At 42.5% G+C, this 19,727-nt stretch carries 19 protein-coding genes; 16 read left to right on the top strand and 3 right to left on the bottom strand.

Annotated elements, in window-relative coordinates; genetic code table 11:
* The first annotated feature begins 95 nt into the window (after positions 1-95).
* The 3 genes from ftsW to D469_RS0102490 are packed head-to-tail and all read left to right on the top strand — an operon-like array spanning position 96 to position 2,693.
* Complete coding sequence (ftsW, locus tag D469_RS0102500; protein WP_018921785.1) at positions 96-1,271, top strand: putative lipid II flippase FtsW; 1,176 nt, start codon at positions 96-98, stop codon at positions 1,269-1,271.
* 17 nt (positions 1,272-1,288) lie between these two features.
* The gene (locus tag D469_RS0102495) at positions 1,289-1,981 is read left to right on the top strand and encodes a hypothetical protein (RefSeq protein WP_018921784.1); all 693 of its coding nucleotides are present in this window, start codon (positions 1,289-1,291) and stop codon (positions 1,979-1,981) included.
* Complete coding sequence (locus D469_RS0102490) at positions 1,968-2,693, top strand: pseudouridine synthase (protein WP_026286066.1); 726 nt, start codon at positions 1,968-1,970, stop codon at positions 2,691-2,693. Before D469_RS0102495 ends, D469_RS0102490 begins: the two co-directional genes overlap by 14 nt.
* Before the next feature lie 112 nt (positions 2,694-2,805).
* Here the strand turns inward: D469_RS0102490 and D469_RS0102485 are convergent, their stop codons facing one another.
* The gene (locus tag D469_RS0102485; RefSeq protein ID WP_018921782.1) at positions 2,806-3,024 is read right to left on the bottom strand and encodes a DeoR family transcriptional regulator; all 219 of its coding nucleotides are present in this window, start codon (positions 3,022-3,024) and stop codon (positions 2,806-2,808) included.
* Positions 3,025-3,271: 247 nt separating this feature from the next.
* Between D469_RS0102485 and pepV the strand changes: the two genes are divergently transcribed.
* The gene (gene pepV, locus D469_RS0102480; protein ID WP_018921781.1) at positions 3,272-4,693 is read left to right on the top strand and encodes a dipeptidase PepV; all 1,422 of its coding nucleotides are present in this window, start codon (positions 3,272-3,274) and stop codon (positions 4,691-4,693) included.
* A 107-nt stretch (positions 4,694-4,800) separates the two neighbouring features.
* Here the strand turns inward: pepV and cysK are convergent, their stop codons facing one another.
* Positions 4,801-5,733, bottom strand: coding sequence for a cysteine synthase A (gene cysK, locus D469_RS0102475; protein ID WP_018921780.1), 933 nt, complete (start codon positions 5,731-5,733; stop codon positions 4,801-4,803).
* 135 nt (positions 5,734-5,868) lie between these two features.
* Here cysK and D469_RS0102470 point away from each other — a divergent pair, with 135 nt between their 5' ends.
* The 5 genes from D469_RS0102470 (at position 5,869) to D469_RS0102450 (ending at position 9,192) form a co-directional block, all read left to right on the top strand.
* The gene (locus D469_RS0102470) at positions 5,869-6,528 is read left to right on the top strand and encodes an HAD family hydrolase (protein ID WP_018921779.1); all 660 of its coding nucleotides are present in this window, start codon (positions 5,869-5,871) and stop codon (positions 6,526-6,528) included.
* 19 nt (positions 6,529-6,547) lie between these two features.
* On the top strand, positions 6,548-7,123 hold the full coding sequence (gene thpR / locus D469_RS0102465; protein WP_018921778.1) for an RNA 2',3'-cyclic phosphodiesterase: 576 nt from the start codon (positions 6,548-6,550) through the stop codon (positions 7,121-7,123).
* Positions 7,120-7,494: a CidA/LrgA family protein gene (locus tag D469_RS0102460; RefSeq protein WP_018921777.1), complete on the top strand. Its 375-nt coding sequence runs from the start codon at positions 7,120-7,122 to the stop codon at positions 7,492-7,494. The genes thpR and D469_RS0102460 overlap by 4 nt, the downstream gene beginning before the upstream one ends.
* On the top strand, positions 7,491-8,177 hold the full coding sequence (locus D469_RS0102455) for an LrgB family protein (RefSeq protein ID WP_018921776.1): 687 nt from the start codon (positions 7,491-7,493) through the stop codon (positions 8,175-8,177). Before D469_RS0102460 ends, D469_RS0102455 begins: the two co-directional genes overlap by 4 nt.
* Positions 8,178-8,256: 79 nt before the next feature.
* A complete protein-coding gene (locus tag D469_RS0102450) occupies positions 8,257-9,192 on the top strand; it encodes a nuclease-related domain-containing protein (RefSeq protein WP_018921775.1) in 936 nt (311 codons plus the stop codon).
* A gap of 312 nt (positions 9,193-9,504) precedes the next feature.
* On the opposite strand, the gene purU is transcribed toward D469_RS0102450, so the two are convergent.
* The gene (gene purU, locus D469_RS0102445) at positions 9,505-10,377 is read right to left on the bottom strand and encodes a formyltetrahydrofolate deformylase (protein ID WP_018921773.1); all 873 of its coding nucleotides are present in this window, start codon (positions 10,375-10,377) and stop codon (positions 9,505-9,507) included.
* Positions 10,378-10,861: 484 nt separating this feature from the next.
* Here purU and D469_RS0102440 point away from each other — a divergent pair, with 484 nt between their 5' ends.
* The 7 genes from D469_RS0102440 (at position 10,862) to D469_RS0102410 (ending at position 19,410) form a co-directional block, all read left to right on the top strand.
* Positions 10,862-11,716, top strand: a complete 855-nt coding sequence (locus D469_RS0102440; protein ID WP_018921772.1) for a phosphotransferase family protein — start codon at positions 10,862-10,864, stop codon at positions 11,714-11,716.
* A 768-nt stretch (positions 11,717-12,484) separates the two neighbouring features.
* Positions 12,485-14,002 (top strand): sucrose-6-phosphate hydrolase, encoded by a 1,518-nt coding sequence (locus D469_RS0102435; protein ID WP_018921771.1) that lies wholly within the window; start codon positions 12,485-12,487, stop codon positions 14,000-14,002.
* Between the two features lie 15 nt (positions 14,003-14,017).
* Complete coding sequence (gene trmB, locus D469_RS0102430) at positions 14,018-14,671, top strand: tRNA (guanosine(46)-N7)-methyltransferase TrmB (protein WP_018921770.1); 654 nt, start codon at positions 14,018-14,020, stop codon at positions 14,669-14,671.
* 66 nt (positions 14,672-14,737) lie between these two features.
* A complete protein-coding gene (locus tag D469_RS0102425; protein WP_018921769.1) occupies positions 14,738-15,583 on the top strand; it encodes a YtnP family quorum-quenching lactonase in 846 nt (281 codons plus the stop codon).
* Between the two features lie 231 nt (positions 15,584-15,814).
* The gene (locus tag D469_RS0102420; RefSeq protein ID WP_018921768.1) at positions 15,815-16,570 is read left to right on the top strand and encodes a DeoR/GlpR family DNA-binding transcription regulator; all 756 of its coding nucleotides are present in this window, start codon (positions 15,815-15,817) and stop codon (positions 16,568-16,570) included.
* The gene (gene pfkB, locus D469_RS0102415) at positions 16,567-17,490 is read left to right on the top strand and encodes a 1-phosphofructokinase (RefSeq protein ID WP_018921767.1); all 924 of its coding nucleotides are present in this window, start codon (positions 16,567-16,569) and stop codon (positions 17,488-17,490) included. The genes D469_RS0102420 and pfkB overlap by 4 nt, the downstream gene beginning before the upstream one ends.
* A gap of 33 nt (positions 17,491-17,523) precedes the next feature.
* Positions 17,524-19,410 (top strand): PTS fructose transporter subunit IIABC, encoded by a 1,887-nt coding sequence (locus D469_RS0102410; protein ID WP_018921766.1) that lies wholly within the window; start codon positions 17,524-17,526, stop codon positions 19,408-19,410.
* Positions 19,411-19,727 lie beyond the last annotated feature (317 nt).

Raw genomic sequence — 19,727 nt, 5'->3', positions numbered from 1 at the left:
CGGGAGAGTGAATCTTTCTTCTCTTTTGCGGTTGGTTCTACAATGGTATAATATTTTCAATCTCATAGAATTGGAAAATGAAGGGGGATGCAAAGTTGTTAAGTAAGTATAAAGATTATGATTTGGTCTTGATAACGACTGTCGGCATCCTCTGTCTATTTGGATTGGTAATGGTTTATAGTTCAAGTTATGTTTTGGCACTAGACTTATATGATAACTACACCCATTTTATCACCCGCCAGCTTATTTACTTTATAGCAGGCCTTATGCTGTTTTTTGTGTTGATGCACATAAATTATCGTGTGTATTTGAAACTTAGTCCCTATATTATTATCGTTTCAATTATATTACTTGTGCTCGTTTTATTGATAGGAAGTGCAGCAAATGAGGCGCAGCGTTGGCTGCAAATTGGTCCACTAACCATTCAACCCTCGGAGTTAGTTAAGTTAGGTACTGTCATATACTTAGCCCAAGTTTATTCTAAAAAGCAAGATTACATTAATCGTTTCGGTACTGGTGTAGCCCCCCCTTTAATTGTAGTGATCGTGATTTTCACCCTTATCCTGCTTCAACCGGATTTAGGTACTGCCAGTGCTATTTTATTAGTGACAGGTATTGTAGTCTTTTTATCAGGTGCTCGCTGGCGTCATTTAATTTTGCTTGGCTTTAGTTCGGGCCTCGTTGTATGGTACATGGCAAATATAGCGGAATACCGGGCTCAGCGGCTGGTTGCTTTTCGGGATCCGTTTGAATACGCGTCTACTTCAGGCGGTTATCAGTTAGTTCAATCGTACATTTCTATAGCCCATGGTGGATTAACGGGCACAGGTCTCGGGCAAAGCGTGCAAAAACTGGCCTATCTACCAGAGCCTCATACGGATTTTATTCTAGCCGTCATTTCGGAAGAATTGGGCTGGCTAGGTATAGGCTTTTTGATCCTGTGTTTTGTGGTTATAGGAATAAGAGGGGTGCTAATCGGCACCCGCTGCCGTAACGTGTTTGGCACCTTATTGGCGTTGGGGATTGTGTTCCAACTGTTAACCCAATTCGTGTTTAATGCTGGAGCAGCTACTGGTTTATTACCCATTACAGGGATTACGATTCCATTTGTGAGCTATGGTGGTTCTTCCTTGCTTGTTTCGCTGGCAAGTATAGCTATTTTAGCTAATATTTCACGGAAAAATGCCATTGAAAAACGTAATAGAGAAGAACAAGATCTACCAGAATCAGAAGAGCTTTCTGTTCAGGATACGGAACGTAAAAAAGCTTAGCTCTAAGGAGAGACTATATGTTAATCATAGGTTTTGGGAAGTTAGGCCGATTGCTTGCTGATTGTTATGCAGACTCTAGTAAGGTGCCAATCTATAATCGAACAAAAGCGAGTATAGAGGCAGCAAATCGTAATACAACACGGACGTTCACTTATGTCCCACCCGAAGAGTTTAAGCACTATAGTTATGTGATCGTTGCCTTGCCGGCGGAAGCATATCAACCGTTTTTTGAAGCATATGGTGCTTATTTTCAGGAAGGGACTGTCTTTTTTCATACTGCTACCTCCCTGATGAAAGAGGAAGCAGAAGAAAGGCTAGGAGAGCAAACTGTTATCCCGTTAAAACTTGCTGGTCATGCTGAACATATTGCCCAAACGGAGTTAGGCACCTTTGTTTTGGATACAAAAGAGGACAAAATGGTTAAGAAATTGCAGGCAGCTTTTGAAAAGAAGCTCACATTTATTAAAGGGGCTGAAGAAGAAGTTCTCACAGCTAATCGATTAGCTACAAAACATACCCTTGAATCAATTGTTGAGCTAGAACAAATGCTATGTGAGGCCTCGGTCGATCAACCGATTAGAGAAAGTGCCTTAACACATATACCGAGCGGTGTGGCTTATTCTTATATGAACGGCTCACTTGGTCATTTTGGCAAACAATTAGTGGATGAAATAAAAAAGAGAGAGGCGAGTAATGGTGAGAATAGATAAGCTGCTTGGAAACATGGGATATGGGACAAGAAAAGAAATAAAAGGTCTCGTGAAGCAAGGGGCTGTGAGCGTTAATGGGGAACGGGTACGCCAATCTTCTATAAACATAGACCCTGATGAAGACGAAGTATCTGTATGGGGGGAGATCGTAGAATATCGCCAACATATCTACTTAATGATGAACAAACCTGGTGATGTGGTGAGCGCTACAAAAGATGAAAACCAGGAAACTGTTATTGATCTGCTTGAATGGGAAGATGCGGTACGTGAACCTTTTCCAGTAGGTAGATTGGATAAAGACACGGAAGGCCTGCTTCTATTAATGACAGATGGAAAATTGTCTCACGCTCTAATGAGTCCGAAAAAGCATATAGAAAAAGAGTATGAAGCAAGGCTGGCAGAACCTTTGGCGGAAGGAGCGGTACAAGCTTTTGCTGACGGGATTGAACTTGCGGATGGGCATCAATCTGAACCAGCTAAGCTAGAAGTGAAAGAGGAAGGATCTGAACCAGTAATTAAGGTGGTATTGACCGAGGGGAAATATCATCAAGTAAAACGAATGGTTGCAGCTGTAGGTAATAAAGTGATTGAACTGCGCCGCGTACGAATTGGCCCCCTCTGGTTGGATGAAGATTTAGACCCTGGAGAATATCGGGATCTTTCCGAGGAAGAGCTCGAACAGCTTGAACATGCTCTTTATTATCAAGAGTAAAGAAAGGAACGGGAGATCAGAATGGCTGATCTCCCGTTTTATAAGTGGCGTCTTTCGGTAGTAAAAAGTAAGCACAAGCATTTAGTGAGTATTTATCGAAAAGCAGCCACAATCAGGATACTTTAATTTTTCGTTTTGTTGTCTCCCACTTGCCCCGGCAAGGGCTGTGCACAAGTTTGTTATGCTCTAAAACATTCAAGTCTCTCTGGACAGTGCGCTGGGTGGTGCCAAATTCATCAACCAATTCTTCCGTAGTCACCGATCCTTTCTCTTTAATATAAAGGTACATGGACTTAATGCGGGTGAGCATTCGATCGGTTGATCCTTTCACTAAAACCACTCCCCTAACCAAGATTCTAGTTAAGTTTTCGACAAAACCATAGAAGATATCCACCTTGCCTGCGATCATAAACTCTACTTACATAGTGAGACATTTGATTGGTTTGTTAAGAGCAGCAACTATAGCACTTTTAGGATACTTGAATTCCAAGTTACATTGTGATTGCTGATTATTATACTATAATGTCGCGCAATTCGCAAAAATGCTTTCGAATTGAAATTGAAAGGATGAATATAGAATGAATATAGATTGGCAGGCCGAAGCAGAAGCTAAAACGCAAGAACTTATAGAAAAAACAACGCATTTGATTGCGATACCAAGTGTGTACAGGGAAGCCCCTGGTGAAAACGCGCCTTTCGGGAATGAGATAAAGGATGCATTGGAGCAGGTGTTGACGTGGGGAGAAGAACGTGGTTTTACTGTTAGAAATGTAGATGGCTATGCAGGGCACCTTGAATTGGAAGGAATAAGCAGTGACTGTGTAGGTATCCTTTGTCATTTGGATGTTGTTCCTGCGGGTACTGGCTGGACCTACTCTCCTTTTGGAAAATCAGCTGAGGATGGGAAAATTTATGGCAGGGGGGCACTTGATGATAAGGGGCCTGCTATTGCATCCTTTCTAGCCCTTTCAATTATTAAAGAATTGAAGCTCCCTTTAAAACGTAGTATTCGCTTAATTCTAGGTACTGATGAGGAGCGAAATTGGGGATGTATGGCGCATTATTTTGCCAATGAAAGAGAACCACTAGCGGCATTCACTCCGGATGCCAATTTTCCTCTTATTACATCTGAGAAAGGCATTATAGATGGTTTCATTTCTTTTTCACCCCTTCCCCCAGTACCGACAGCTGAACTTACACTTCACCACATTCAGAGTGGAGAAGCGTTAAATATGGTAGCAGCTGAGGCAAAAGCTGCCTGCACGTTTTCATCTAAGAAAACAAAAGAAAAAGCGCTATTGTTATTTGAGCAGAGGTTTGCGCAAGAAAAGGGCCATATAGATATGAATGGCGAGGTAGTAACTTTTCACGTAGAAGGTGTATCGGCCCATGGGTCTATTCCAAGTAAAGGGAAAAATGCAGCTGTGCTTCTATGCTCGTTTCTTCGTGAATTACCATTAAGTTTAGCTGAACAAAGATTTTGTGAAACGGTCGAGGAAGGGTTTGGCCCAGGCGATGGAAGTGGATTGGGATTGCAGCTAACAGATGAATTCAGTGGGGGGCTTACCGTAAACTTAGGGAGAATTTCTTATTCTGAGGCTGAAGGAGGCGACATCGGTATAAATATCCGCTATCCAGTTTCTTTTTCGAAGCAAGAAATCATGAGGCAGCTATTAAAAGCCGTAGCTGATTTTAATGGAACCTGGAAGGAATATGACCATTTAGCTCCGCATTATGTAAAGGCAGAAACAAAATGGGTTCAAACGTTATCCGAAGTATATGAAAGGCAGACAGGAGAGAAGGGGGAGGCTCTATCCACAGGCGGAGGAACTTATGCCAGAGCATTGGAAAAGGGGGTGGCTTTTGGGCCGTTGTTGCCGGGGAGAGAAAGTCGAGCTCATCAATCTGATGAATATATGGAAATAGCGGATTTAGTTAAGTGCACGGCTATTTATGCGGAAGCCATTTATCGCTTAGCCGTCCAACAAACACTTGAGTAAAAGGGATTATAAGAACTGTGGCCGCCAGAAAGTAAAGGTGACAGATTATACAAGCGGCCATAGTTCCTTGTTCAATGAATGGTGAATTTCTTATACTATACTTATATTTATTCAAAATCGAAGAGGTCAGTCGAAAGGTAACGTTCACCTGTATCACAAGCGATGGCAACAACAGCTTGATTAGAAGGTAAGGTCTTTGCTGTTTCCAAGGCAGCGTAGCAGGCAGCTCCGGAAGAGGGGCCAACTAAAATACCTTCTTTGCGAGCTAAGTCATGAGTTGTTTGATAAGCATCTTCATCTTTTATTTTGTAAATATGGTTATATACATCCTGGTTTAAAATAGGAGGAACAAACCCTGGGGAAGTACCAACCAATTTATGGGGTCCAGGTTTTCCACCTGATAATACAGGAGAGCCAAACGGTTCTACCACATGCACCGCAAGACCGGGGTAAAACTTTTTCAACTCTTCCCCAGTACCAGTTACTGTGCCGCCGGTACCTGAAGCAGCGACAAATGCACCTAAGTCTTTACCGATACTGTCCATAGCTTCTTTGATTTCATGAGCAGTGGTATGGCGGTGGGCATCAGGGTTAGCTTCATTTTCAAACTGCATGGGCATAAAACTATTTGGAATTTCTTTTACAAGTTCATGGGCTTTGTCAATGGCTCCCGGCATTTTTTTATCGCCAGGTGTCAGCACCACTTCTGCACCATAGGCTTTTAATAGGTTAATCCGTTCATTAGACATCGTATCAGGCATGGTTAAGATCGCACGGTACCCTTTAGATGCAGCAGTCATGGCAAGGCCGATTCCGGTATTGCCAGAAGTGGGCTCAATGATGACTGTATGTTTATCAATAACCCCGTCTGCTTCTGCTTGTTCAAGCATGTTTTTAGCAGCTCGGTCTTTAACACTGCCGCTCGGGTTTTGAAACTCTAATTTTAAGTAAACCTCAGCCCCATCTTCATGTGGCAAGCGCTGAAGTTTAACAAGCGGTGTATCACCAACAAGTTCAGACATATTGTTTGCTACACGCATGACAAATCCCTTCCTTCAACAAAATTATATGCATTGCGTAGTGCAACTATAATAACATAAAAAAGTCTCTAAAACCTATTGCTGAACTCAGTTTGCAAGGAATTGAATGATAATAATACAAAAAAGGAGGCCACAATGAAACACTATGCTGGCTGGATGTTTGATATGGACCAGACGTTAATTGCCTCTGCAATAAATTTTGATGATATGAGGCAAGCTTGTATACAAGAACTGCACCTGGCAAATGTAGTGCTCCCAGAAGAGGTGGGAGAAAAACCTCCGCCTGCTCAGCTGATTGAAGCTGGTCGCAAGTATGAAAAACAATACGGGAACAATGGTTTAGTAGAGAGGATGTATGCCTGTGTAGCAGCTTGCGAGATGGAAGGGATGAAAGAAGCAGAGGCAGAAGCAGGAGCAAAGGAACTCGTTTCTTATCTTAGCAAGGAGGCCGAGCTTGTAGTGGTGACAAATAACGCTACCGAATCAGCTATTACCGCTTTAAGAAATAACGGGCTGCTCTCTTATTTTCAAGCGGTATATGGAAGAGACCGCTTGCAAGCGTTAAAACCTTCCCCTGACTCAGTGAAAAAGGTGCTGCATGATTATCCAATGATTTCTGCGAAGGATTGGGTCATGATCGGAGACTCCTGGATTGATGGTAAGGCAGCTAATTTGGCTGGAGTTGATTTTATTTCATATCATGCCGCAAACCTAACTGAAAATGAGATCATTCCTGTGTTAGAGACTGAATCTTTACATGACCTGTATCAGTATTTGCGAGAAGTTAAACAATAATGGAAGGGAGCAATAGTTAATGAAAGCTCACTATTTTCTAGGATTGGGTGTGGCAGAAGAAGTTCGAGATATGATAAGTCAGTGTGCTTCTAGTTGGAAAAAGCAAGGGCTTGCTTTTAAACAATGGACGCAGCAAGAAGATTATCATATTACGCTTCACTTTTTTGGAGGGTTAGAAAAAAGTGACCTGGACTTTGTTCAGCAGTCGGTAGAGTCACTATCATTTAATGAGCGCTCTATAACCCAGCAGGTGAAAGGGCTTCATTATTTTGGGAAGCCGGACTCTCCACGTATTTTATGGGCAGACCCTGGTACATCGCCTGCGTTAAAAGAAGTACATAAAAAGGTGACCGAAAGTCTTGCTGATGCCGGGTTTTCAGTAGAGAAACGGCCGTTTACTCCCCACATTACGATTGCTAAGAACTGGGAGGGAAAAGAAGGGTGCCCGTTAAAGAAAATGGAAGAAGAGGTGCTGACAATGGGAGAGGGGCTGGCATGGGAATGTCAGTATATTAACCTTTACCAAATTCATCCAGGCAAACGGCCCAAATATGAAATCATTGAACAATTTCCTCTGGAAACAGGTGCAGTATGATTACTGTTGCAGATGGATTACGAATATGCTTACAAATCGCTGGTTTATATGGCCTTTATTTAACCGGTGTGTGGATTCAAACTACATTTTCATTACTGATTCCTGGAAGTATTATCGGCATGCTGATTTTATTAGGGCTTTTTGCCACCAATATTGTTAAAACAGCCTGGGTTGCTCAAGGAGTTTCGCTTCTGTTGCGGCATATGCCTCTTTTGTTTTTACCTGTTATGGCTGGAGCGGTTACGCTTGGCCATGTATTTCAGGGGAGTGGAGCATGGCTTTTTATCATTGTTTTGGTTAGCACGGTGCTTGTTATGGTAGTAAGCGGAAAGATTACGGATGTGTTGATTCAAAGGAGGGAGACGTCTTGAGTATATGGATTGCTGTCCTAATGATTACAGGAACCATTGGTTTATATGTGACTGGACGTTTCATTTACCAGCGCATTCCCCATCCGCTTACGTTGCCTTTAGTTACAAGTACCTTTTTGCTGTTGTCTCTATTGCTATTATTTGATATTCCGTATGAAACGTATATGCTTGGCGGTCAGTGGATTGAGATTCTTTTGGGGCCAGCGGTGGTAGCTCTAGCCTACCCGTTGTTTAACCAATGGCATCTATTAAAACAATACTTCTATCCGCTTTCAATGGGTATGGTTACAGGGGCCTTGGTAGGAATATTCTCCGGTTATTTTTTGGCAAGGCTCGCTGGGGTAGATGAGACTGTCCTTTTTTCAATTGTGCCGAAATCCGTTACTACACCGGTAGCCATGGATGTAGCTGCCACTCTCGGAGGTAATGAATCCCTTGCTGCTATTTTTGTTATGATTGCAGGTCTTGGCGGGGTTATGATAGCTCAATACACTTTTCGCTTGTTTAATATTCAAAGTTTCATAGGAAGAGGCATCGGTACAGGGACGGCTTCTCATGCAATCGGCACAGCAAAAGCTCTAGAAAACAATGAAATTGAAGGGGCAGTGAGTTCAATAGCTATGACTGTTAGCGCAGTTATTGTGGCGTTTTTCGCACCTTTGATTATTGCTTTGTTTCATTAAGTGTAAGCTAATCAGTTAATGAACGAATTGTGGTACAATGGGGAGAACTTGGAACTGAGCGTTAGAAAGGGCGAGGCACATGGCTCATTTAATTAAATTACAAGATTATGTTTCGCGCTATGAAATAGATATGAAGCGTTACCCCAGTCAATTCACGCGGCTGAAAAAAGAGCGGTGGCGTCAACTAGAACGAGCATGGCGACAGGCTAATAGCTATTCTTATCAACATGAGGGAGAGTCTAACGAATGGTTTGAAGAAGCTGAGCAGGGATTTATTTATCAAACAATTGACCGGATTAAACAATTTTATGGAAAACGCCGGCAAACGGTTGAGCTCCAAGAGGAAGAGGATATTTATGAGCGTTTGGCCGGAATGTCGTTTGATGAAGTCAAAGCTCGTTTCAAAAAAGAACTGGTTCGTTCCCAAATAAAATGGGCGAGTTCGTCTCTGTCCGAAGAATCAAAGGTTCATCCTGCTTATTATTATGACAATCATTTGTTTTATTTCTTAAACCAGTTACCGGATAATTATATGATTATGTACAATCCTTCACTAGAAACTCGCCGAGCTACGGTTGATTTGGATATTTTATTAATTGGTCCGAATGAAATTTTATGTATTGTACCTGTAGACGGACAGGAAACTAGCGTAATTGAAGCAAGCTCAGACCGATTTTGGAAAGAATATGTTAGTGGCGGACAGAAAAAGATACTGAGCCCTTTGCTTGCTTTAAACCGGCTGGAGACAGTTACACATGATTTATTAACTCCTTACCAGTTAGACCTTTCTTTTGAGCGAATTGTCTTTGCTCCAGATGTACTTATAGACAACCGGGGCAGGGGCATGAATGTAAAAATGGTTGATAAGCGTAACTGCGAGGCATGGATGGATAAATTGAAGCGTCAGCCCTCTCCTCTTAAAACCGGCCAGTTAAAGGCGGCACAAGTGTTATTAGACCATGCAGTAACTACCTCCTTCTTACGCGATACAGTAGAAAGAGATGCTGAACTATAAAAAAGAGCGGAAAAGAGGTAAACTTCTTATCCGCTCTTTTTGCCTGCCGCCCCTGACTGCCACTTTCCGCATGTCTGTCCAGCTTCGCGGGCTACCGATTTGAGATCCCTTTTCCCCACACTGCGGCGGACGCGTCCTCCTCAGTGGTGAAGAAGGGCTCTTCGTCGTTAAGCAAGCCCGCTCCGCTTTTCTGTCTAGCTGCGGCGTTTAGATGCTCGAGGTTTTTTATAGTCCTGACTCCGCGTTGCGGACAACGCTGCACAGTTCTAGAAAAACTTGTCGCATCTAAACCAAACGCCTCCGCTTTTCTATTTAAAATACAATGGTTTTGTTTTTGTAAACTAGGACTTTGTCTAATAAGTGCCAGTTAACGGCGCGGGCGAGTGTTATTTTTTCAACATTGCGGCCGGCTACCCGCAAATCTTCAGTGGTATCCCGATGGTTCACACGCAAAACGTCTTGTTCAATAATCGGCCCTTCATCCAAATCATTTGTAACGTAATGCGCAGTGGCACCTATTAATTTCACACCGCGGTCAAATGCTTTTTTATAAGGGTTGGCCCCGATAAAGGCGGGTAGGAATGAATGATGAATATTTATAATGCGCTGTGAAAATGCAGACACAAACGTTGGAGATAAAATCTGCATATAGCGAGCTAAAACGACTACATCAATTTCAAAGGACTCCAGTAGATCAATTGCTTTTTGTTCAGCTTCTGTTTTGGTCTCCGCTGTTACCGGAATGTGATAAAAGGTAATCCCGTAACTTTCTACCGTCTCACGCAACTCATCATGATTGCTGATAACTAGTGGGATGTTTGCTTTTATCTCTCCGCTTTTATAGCGCCAGAGCAGTTCAAGTAAGCAATGGTCTTCTTTGGAGACAAAGATAGCCATTTGTTTGTTTCTTTTATCACTTTCAATACGCCAGCTCATATCAAATTGAGAAGCAACGGTCTGAAAGGAATAACGCAATTCATCGATGGTATGTTGAGTAATATCGAAATCAAATTCAATCCGCATAAAAAACATTCCACCTGTCGGGTCTGTACTGTATTGGTCTGATTGGACGATGTTAGCTCCAGCTTCGTATAAAAAATTAGAAACGGTAGAAACAATGCCTGGCCGATCAGCACAAGAAATTAATAATCTGGCCCGGTGTAACGAATGACTCTCAGGTGACACTTTTAATCCTCTCCTTCTTAATAATAAACAGCTGGTTATAGGATGAACCTAGGAGGAGCTTGCCTAGCCCTCCTGTATGAGTAAAATTATTTATCCTGTGTGCATAGATTCTTCATGTGATTTGTACAGTGGGATCGATAAATTGAAAGCTTGTCACATAGTTAAAAACTATACCATTCTAAAGCGTGAATGAAAACTGGGTGAGGGGGAGGTTCAGCGAAAAATAACAAATTTGATAAAAAAGCTGAGATGCTTTCGAACGAGGAGGAAGTCAAATTTAATCGTTTATTGACGGTTCCCATACCTATTTGGTACTATTAAGATCGATTCACTAAAACCCGGACCTGTACAGCAGGCGAACGTTGAAACAAGATATACATATAAAAGCAGAGTCCGTCTACTGTTGTGACTCTGCTTCGTATTCGTTAAAAAGCGGATCCCACAATTGAAAAACGTTCATTATTTTACATAAAGGAATAACGGCATGAAATATTTGAATGATCAAATGAAAATGAGGGTGAAGCTATTGGAATTATTATTAGGCGAAGGGTGGAACGTAGAACCTGCTGGTGGTGCTACGGGTGAAGCTTATATTGCTCGAGCTGGAGATCGAAGAATATTTTTAAAACGAAACTCCTCCCCTTTTTTGGCAGTTTTATCAGCTGAAGGTATTGTACCTAAATTGTTATGGACCAAGCGTCTTGAAAATGGGGATGTCATCACCGCCCAGCAATGGGTGTATGGTCGAGAGCTAAAATCTTCGGAGATGAATAGAACGGATGTTGCTCAATTATTAAGTAAAATCCATCGTTCGAGCGAACTATTGGATATGTTTAAACGTATTGGCAACACACCATTAACTCCTGAGTGGATTATAGAAGATTTACAAAACCAACTTTTTCATTTGAGTTCTAGCCACCCGTTGTTGCAAAGGGCTCTCGCGTATTTGTCGAAGTACCGGGAGCTTGTACAACCCCCTCGAATGGTAGTGTGTCATTGTGACATCAACCATAATAATTGGATGGTAAGCCAAGCGCATAATTTATATTTGATTGATTGGGATAGTGCCACCGTTGCAGACCCAGCCTTGGATTTAGGACTGTTATTATATTGGTATATTCCAGAAGCGGAATGGGACGAGTGGCTGCATGATTATGGTTTGCCGATGGAAGAAAATTTATTTTTCCGTATGCACTGGTATGTCATCTCCCAGACCTTGCATAGTATTATTTGGCATTTAAACCGCAATGAAGCTGAGGAAGCGGATGCTTGGTTGAATGACCTTCAGCAGTTAATAGATAAAGTAAACGCATCCACTTCAGAATTTCCTGGGGAATAATTTCTTCATATTATAAAGTCAAGGCGGAATATAAAGCTGGTGTTTTTCAATGTCCAACTTTTGCGCTGTAATGATTGAGTCTTTTTCTAGTCCTGATTTACGTTGGAGTATTCGCTGTACTGCGTCGTTATAGAAAAAGCTCTCGTCTTTGCAGGAAGGTGCTTCCGCTTACAATCCACCGGCTCTTTTTTAGGGTCGGTTTTTTGGTGTTTTTATTGTCATTAGCAAATAAAAAACCTCTTATACAAACTGTTATTTTTCATGTATGATGTAAAGATATCATGGAGAAATGGGTACACTGAGAATCGTCTCAAGCTTTAGGTAATACGTTATGTGACTGTAGTCTGCAGTGAATCTCCCTCTTCTAAAGGTTAGAAGTGAGCCAACAAACGCAGCAACAGTTTTAAGATTGAACTGATTGCGCCACTTGTATAGAAGATGTGGGCATCGCTAAAGGGTTCAGGTTGACTGATAAAAGGAAAGAAGAACGCACAATTTATAAAACGATGAAATTCTCACTATCGGTGTTTATCTAAGTGTGTGCAATCGATACCATACTGACAGAGACTACATATGTGTATAGCTTAACCTAAGTTATTGCAACTCAAGCAGACGACCGTCCTATAAGGTGAAAAGTAGAAGATAGGCAAAGTGGATGGCAAGTGTGTCCGATGGGAGAGCGACTGTTGCAAAAGGGTCAATAACTAGACTAGCACCGTCCTTCCTATCCATTCATAAATTCGCGAACATCTAGAAGGAGTGTAAAGTGTGAGCCATAATCAATCTTCCTTACGGTTACATCAAGAAGCTTACAAAAGTGTAGCAGCTAAAGCACCACAGGTAGAAAAAGATCCTTATCGGCAAACATATCATATTCAGCCGCCTGTTGGTCTGTTGAATGACCCCAACGGTTTAATTCATTGGAAAGGTGAATACCATGTATTTTTTCAATGGAACCCTTTTGCCCCGGACCACAGTTCAAAGTTCTGGGCTCATATGGTTTCTTCTGATTTGATCAATTGGCGGTGGGCTCCCATAGCTCTAGCTCCTTCTGACCGCTATGATAAAAATGGCTGCTATTCAGGCAGTGCGATTGAAGTTGACAGCCAACTTCATTTGTTTTACACCGGGAATGTTAAGGATGAACAAGGCGAGCGTGAAAGCTATCAGTGTTTAGCCACGTCTGAAGACGGGCTCACATTTGAAAAAGAAGGGCCTTTAGTTGAAGTGCCGCCAGGGTTTACTGCCCATTTTCGAGATCCAAAAGTGTGGAGAGAAGATGACACCTACTGGATGATCCTTGGAGCTCAAACCGAAGACAAAGAGGGGAGTACAGTATTATACCGCTCTGAAAATGCAAGGGACTGGAGTTACGTTGGTATTGTAGCTGGCAGCAATTATGGTCCATTAGAAAACTTTGGCTTCATGTGGGAGTGTCCAGATCTCTTTATGCTAAATGGGAAAGACGTGTTAGTGTTTTCTCCGCAAGGTCTTGAAGCTGAAGAAAATAAATACCAAAATATCTATCAATCCGGCTATGTTATTGGGGAATGGGATAAGTCGACAGGGCGGATGGAGCACGGAGATTTCACAGAGCTTGATTACGGGTTTGAATTTTATGCACCGCAAACGTTTGTTGCCGAGGACGGGCGCCGGCTATTAATCGGGTGGATGGGAGTACCCGAACAATGTGAAGAGAGTCAGCCATCGGTACAAAATGAGTGGATTCATTGTTTAACAATTCCGCGGGAACTGAACTTACGGGAAGGCTTGCTTTATCAAACGCCGGCCCGTGAACTTAAACAATTAAGAGCTGATGTTTCTAATGAGAAACATTTGCAAGCCGGAGATGCTCGATCGTTTTCATTAGATCTTCCGGCAAATGCGTATGAGTTAGTTCTTTCTGAAGTAAAGATTCCCACTGGCGAAGTAACGATCCAGATTGACGATACAATGGTACTTACGTGGAATAAAGAATCGAAACAAGCGATATTAAAAAGAGTTAATTGGGAGACACAAAGGTGGGAAACGCGCCGGGCTCCATTGGATTATGTACACAGTCTTCAGCTTTTTGCTGATGCCTCATCGTTGGAACTTTTCTTTAATGATGGAGAAGTAGTACTTAGCAGCCGCAGGTTTCCATCGTCTGTGCAGGAATTTGATCTTACCGTTGAACTTCCGGCAGGAGGGGAATTAAAGGCAGAATGGTTTTCTTTAAAAGAGGCTGTCTCCTCTCCATTTGATTTGGTATCGTTTCAAGAAGAAATCATTCCACCCCAGGAATAAGTAGGAGAGATGTAAATGAGAATGCGGCACAAGCCTTGGGCAGCTGAGTATTTACAAGAACATTCGGAGTATGTGGTCCAGCAGCCAGAAGACTATAAAGGTAAATGGAGCACTCTTTCAAAGGGAAAGCCGATTTATATTGAAGTTGGAACAGGTAAAGGCCAATTCGTAACGGAAATGGCGTTAAAGTATCCAGATGTCTATTTTATTGGTATTGAAAAGTTTGAAAGTGTGCTTGTTACAGCGGTGCAGAGAGCTGTAGACGCAGAGCCTGATAATCTGCTTTTTATTCATGGAGATGTTGGAGAGCTCGATGCGATGTTTGCCAGTGAGGAAGTCCAGCGTGTGTATAATAATTTCACCGACCCGTGGCCGAAAAAACGGCATGAAAAAAGGCGGTTAACGTATCAATCATTTTTGGCACTTTATGATCACGTCCTTACTCCAAATGGTGAAATCCATGTAAAAACCGATAATCAAGGCTACTTTGAATATTCTCTTGCGAGCCTTTCCCATTACGGCTTTATACTAAAAAATATTAGTCTCGACTTGCATGCAAGTCACCATGACACTGAAAATGTCCGAACTGAATATGAGGAAAAATTCGCTGAAAAAGGTCAGCCTATTTACCGCGTAGAAGCTATGAAACAACTCCCTCCAAACGATTGAAGCGTTTTCAAAACATCTGTGATACACTGTACACATGTTCAGAGGTTGAGGAGAGGAGGAGGCTTTTTGGAGCAATTACAATTTGGAAATTGGACATTAACATGGCTTCAAGGCGGTGTTAACCACTTGGATGGAGGGGCAATGTTTGGGGTTGTACCTAAACCGCTATGGAGCAAAATATATCCTGCTAATGATAAGAATCAGATCCAACTAAGGACCGACCCAATTCTTGTGCAGACGGAAGACTATAATTTTTTAATTGAAGCAGGCATTGGAAATGGCAGGCTTAATGAGAAACAATTACGGAACTATGGGGTTAATGAAGAAGCACAAATAGATGAAAGTCTTGACTCATTGGGATTATCCCGAAAAGATATTGATGGAGTTTTAATGACTCACCTGCATTTTGACCATGCTACTGGCCTTGTCGAGGGAATGGGTGATGAAGCAGTGCCTGCTTTTCCAAAAGCAACTATTTATACTTCTGATGTTGAATGGGAAGAAATGAAAAATCCTAATGTCCGTTCGAAAAATACGTATTGGCCGCAAAATTGGCAGTCGATCGAAGACCAAGTAATTCCTTTTTCCAATGAGTTGGAGCTTCTTCCGGGTCTTAAGATGATTCATACCGGTGGCCATAGTGCAGGTCATTCCATTATTTTGATGGAACAAGAAGGGGAGACGCTCATCCATATGGCTGATCTAATGCCTACACATGCTCATGAAAACGCATTGTGGGTGATGGCTTACGATGATTACCCTATGGATTCCATCTTTGCGAAACAAAAATGGATGGCTTATGGTTATGAGCGCTCTGCTTGGTTTACTTTCTATCATGATTATAAATACCGAGCGCTTAAAATGGATTCTGAGCGTACGGTGATAGACGCTTTAGAACGTACAAGATCATAAATTCCAACCTCTGTAGCTTCGTTAAAAACTCGCTTTTAGAGCGAGTTTTTTTGTTTGGCTAACGTGTGATCACATCATACATAATCGTTTTTGTAGAAAAGAAGATGGTTGAAAATGATTGTTTTTGATTGATGTTAAAAAATATTGATTGTTTATGATCGAAAATGATTGAAATTGATGGTTGTATCGTTTAAAATACAGTGTAAGCGGTTCATAAATGAGGTGGACATCATGTTAACTGTTGAACGACAGACTAAAATACGAGAAATGTTAAAAGAAAAAGAAATGGCTACGATTCATGAACTTGTTGAAACGACTGGTTCTTCGGAGTCTACGATTAGACGTGATTTAACAGAAATGGAAGAAAGACGGGAGCTTAAGCGGGTGCGAGGAGGAGCAGCTTTATTAAAGCGCCGTCAAGAAGAACCAGCTTTAATTGAAAAACAAGTACAGTTCGTTGAAGAAAAACAGCAGCTTGCTCATTATGCGGCTAGTCTTATTAAACAGCAGGATTGTATTTTTTTAGATGCAGGCACGACGATCCTCTATATGATCCCACATTTGAAAGATAGAGAAATTACAGTGGTTACAAATGGGATTACTCATGTTCCACTTCTCTTAGAACACAGTATTACTACGTACGTAACTGGAGGGAAAGCAAAAGAAAAAACCTCTGCCTTAGTAGGGCATGCAGCTGCAGAAACATTAAAAAATTATAGGTTTGATGCGTGTTTCCTTGGGGTTAACGCTGTGGATGACGAGGCGGGCTACACAACCCCTGACCCAGAGGAAAGTGTTGTTAAACAAACAGCTTTACAAGTTGGCAATAAGAATTATGTCTTGGCTGATCATTCAAAAATGGGAGAGACAGCGTTTGCCCATATTGCTCCACTGCACGCAGCTACATTAGTAACAACCGAAGATATTTCTGAAGACCATCAACAGCGATACAGTGAATACACCGAGATAAAGGTAGTGAAGTCATGATTTACACCGTAACATTAAACCCTGCCATAGATTACATGGTTAAAATGAGTGAACTGCAGGCTGGTCACGTTAATCGCGCCCAAGAAGATTTAAAGACACCAGGAGGCAAGGGAATCAATGTTTCTACTGTTTTAAACCAGCTGGGCCTACAAAACAAAGCTTTCGGTTTTGCAGGTGGTTTTACAGGTCGTTATCTACAAGAAGAACTGCAGAAGCGTTCAATTGATACCGATTTTACAGAAATTGAAGCAGACACCCGTATCAATATGAAAATAAAAGCAGATGAAGAAACTGAAATTAATGGGCCCGCCCCCCATATCAAACCAGCAGAGGAAGAAGCTCTCCTTTCTAAATTAGAAGGACTGGGCCCAGCTGACACTGTCGTACTTTCAGGCAGCGTACCAGGAAGTTTATCAACGGATATATACAAAAGTATCCTTACGAAAGTGCATAGGAAACAGGTTCATACGATTTTAGATACAAGTGGAGAACCTTTTGAGAAAGCGCTTGAAGCGTCGCCTCATTTCATAAAACCAAACCACCACGAGTTGGGGGAACTCTATAACATTCAATTAAACCACGAAAAGGACATCTATCATTACGCCCAAAAACTTCAGCAAGATTACAGTATTCCAACCGTTTTGGTATCAATGGCCGGAGCAGGAGCACTTTTAATTGATCACGAGCAAGCATACCGGGCCTACCCGCCGGCAGGTACAGTGAAAAACTCAGTTGGTGCTGGAGATTCGATGGTGGCCGGCTTTTTAGCTGCAAAACAAAGTGATAATGATCCGGCAGAAGCCTTGAAGCTTGCAATCGCAGCCGGCAGTGCTACTGCATTTAGTGAGCGCCTGGGCACACATGAAGAAATTGAATCATTAAAACAAAACGTAAAAACCGATTCAATGATTATAGGGTAACAACACCTAGTAAATTAGAGGGGAGTGTAAGTTGTGAGGATTACAGAGTTATTAACAGAAAACACCATGATTCTTGATTTAAAGAGTAAGGATAAGCCAGAAGTAATTGCTGAGCTTACCGGGCAATTAGAGCAAGCAGGTCATTTAAAGGACGCAGCTAAATTTCAGGAAGCGATTCAAGCAAGAGAGGACCAAAGCACAACGGGGATGGGAGAAGGCATTGCAATTCCTCATGCTAAAACGGCTGCTGTGGATACACCGGCTATTGCTTTTGGCCGGTCAGAACAGGGGGTAGAATACGACTCTCTGGACGGTGAACCAGCTCATTTATTTTTTATGATTGCAGCGACGGAAGGGGCAAACCAAGACCATTTGCAAACGTTGTCCCGCTTGTCTACTTTATTAATGGACCAAGATTTTCGCGAGCAACTGTTGCAAGCTGAAGACAAGCGTACGATTTTAGAATTAGTTGATCGAAAAGAAAAAGAAAAACTAGATCAAGAGGAAACAAAAGCAGATGCTGCCCCTGAAGAAAAAGAAACAACTGGCCGCAAGGTACTGGCAGTAACTGGCTGTCCAACGGGGATTGCCCATACGTATATGGCAGCAGACGCCCTTAAACAAAAAGCGGCTGAAATGAATGTCGATATTAAAGTCCAGACAAACGGTTCTGATGGCGTAAAAAACCGCTTAACTGCAACTGACATTGAAGAAGCAGAAGCCATCATCGTAGCATCCGACACAAAAGTGGATATGGGTCCTTTCCACGGAAAGCCAGTTTTACAAAAAGGTGTAACCGATGGGATGAAACGCCCTGAGGAATTGATTCAGGCAGCCTTAGACGGTGAGGCGCCAATCTATGAAGGCGGAGGCGAGAATGCTGACACCAGTTCAGCCTCAGGCTCTGGCGGGGGAGTAGGTGGATTTTATAAACACCTTATGAATGGTGTATCCAACATGCTGCCTTTCGTTGTAGGTGGCGGAATCTTACTCGCAATTTCTTTTATGATTGATATTGATCTAGATAACCCACTTGCGGCAGCACTTGATTCAATTGGCGGAGATCATGCCTTTGGATTGATGGTAGCCGTCCTTGCTGGTTTCATCGCAATGAGCATTGCGGATCGTCCAGGTTTCGCGCCGGGAATGATCGGCGGTTTCATGGCCCATACGGGTGATGCTGGCTTTCTTGGTGGATTGATTGTTGGTTTCTTAGCGGGTTATGTCGTCCTTGGCTTTAAACGCGTGTTCAGTGGCTTGCCGAAAACATTTGACGGTATCAAAACGATCTTGATTTATCCTGTGCTTAGTATAGCAATTGTCGGTCTTTTAATGGAATTTGTCATTATTACACCTGTGGCAGAATTTATGGCGTTTCTAGAAACATGGCTTGGTAATATGACAGGCGTGAATGCAGCAATTCTTGGACTTATTCTGGGCGGCATGATGGCGATCGATATGGGCGGTCCAATTAACAAAACGGCTTTTGCTTTCGGTTTAGCTATGATTGACGCCGGAAACTTTGGGCCGCACGCTGCGGTTATGGCTGGTGGAATGGTACCACCGTTAGGTATTGCGTTAGCCACAACTTTCTTTAGAAATAAGTTTAACGAAGAAGAACGAGATGCCGGAAAAACTAACTATATATTAGGCGCTTCCTTTATTACTGAAGGTGCGATTCCATTTGCAGCAGCAGACCCAGGCCGGGTCATTCCATCGCTTGTCATTGGCTCAACGATAGCAGGTGGAATGTCGATGTTCTTTAACATCGGCCTTGAAGCTGCACACGGTGGTTTATTTGTTTCCTTTGCTGTTGAAGGCGGCTGGATGGAATGGGGCTTATATATGATAGCAATTATTACTGGTGCTATTGTTACAGCTCTCATGCTTGGCTTATGGAAGAAGCCATTAGCTAAATAAAATGAGATTGAAAATTGTAAAGGGACTTTAGCAAAGCTACAAAAAACGGGCACTCCAGGGGGGAGGCCCGTTTTTTTAGTGAAGTTTGGAAAGCTTAAACTTATTGACGGATATTTCAACCAGGTGCGCAGAAGTATTAGGCTATTCTAGCTGCTATCGGTCATGAGTTCATTACCGTAGCAAATCTGCCGCCCTCCGCTTTTCGTTGTCCAGCTTCGGGCGCCATTGGCTTGTGATCCCTTTTCCCCGCCCTGCGGCGGCGACAGCCTCCTCGGCGGTGAAGAAGGGCCCTTCGCCAATGATCAGGCGCCCTCCGC

The sequence above is a fragment of the Salsuginibacillus kocurii DSM 18087 genome, from assembly GCF_000377705.1.
In the GTDB taxonomy this organism is placed as follows: domain Bacteria; phylum Bacillota; class Bacilli; order Bacillales; family Marinococcaceae; genus Salsuginibacillus; species Salsuginibacillus kocurii.
The sequence above is the reverse complement of the archived record's forward strand: the minus strand, read 5'-3'. Positions and strand labels throughout refer to the sequence as shown.

What these genes read in the sequence shown, in the direction of transcription:
- D469_RS0102495 (WP_018921784.1), top strand. Translation starts at nt 1,289, where the DNA reads ATGTTAATCATAGGTTTTGGGAAGTTAGGCCGATTGCTTGCTGATTGT.
- pepV (WP_018921781.1), top strand. Translation starts at nt 3,272, where the DNA reads ATGAATATAGATTGGCAGGCCGAAGCAGAAGCTAAAACGCAAGAACTT.
- cysK (WP_018921780.1), bottom strand. Translation starts at nt 5,733, where the DNA reads ATGCGTGTAGCAAACAATATGTCTGAACTTGTTGGTGATACACCGCTT.
- D469_RS0102470 (WP_018921779.1), top strand. Translation starts at nt 5,869, where the DNA reads ATGAAACACTATGCTGGCTGGATGTTTGATATGGACCAGACGTTAATT.
- thpR (WP_018921778.1), top strand. Translation starts at nt 6,548, where the DNA reads ATGAAAGCTCACTATTTTCTAGGATTGGGTGTGGCAGAAGAAGTTCGA.
- D469_RS0102460 (WP_018921777.1), top strand. Translation starts at nt 7,120, where the DNA reads ATGATTACTGTTGCAGATGGATTACGAATATGCTTACAAATCGCTGGT.
- D469_RS0102450 (WP_018921775.1), top strand. Translation starts at nt 8,257, where the DNA reads ATGGCTCATTTAATTAAATTACAAGATTATGTTTCGCGCTATGAAATA.
- D469_RS0102440 (WP_018921772.1), top strand. Translation starts at nt 10,862, where the DNA reads ATGAAATATTTGAATGATCAAATGAAAATGAGGGTGAAGCTATTGGAA.
- trmB (WP_018921770.1), top strand. Translation starts at nt 14,018, where the DNA reads ATGAGAATGCGGCACAAGCCTTGGGCAGCTGAGTATTTACAAGAACAT.
- D469_RS0102420 (WP_018921768.1), top strand. Translation starts at nt 15,815, where the DNA reads ATGTTAACTGTTGAACGACAGACTAAAATACGAGAAATGTTAAAAGAA.
- pfkB (WP_018921767.1), top strand. Translation starts at nt 16,567, where the DNA reads ATGATTTACACCGTAACATTAAACCCTGCCATAGATTACATGGTTAAA.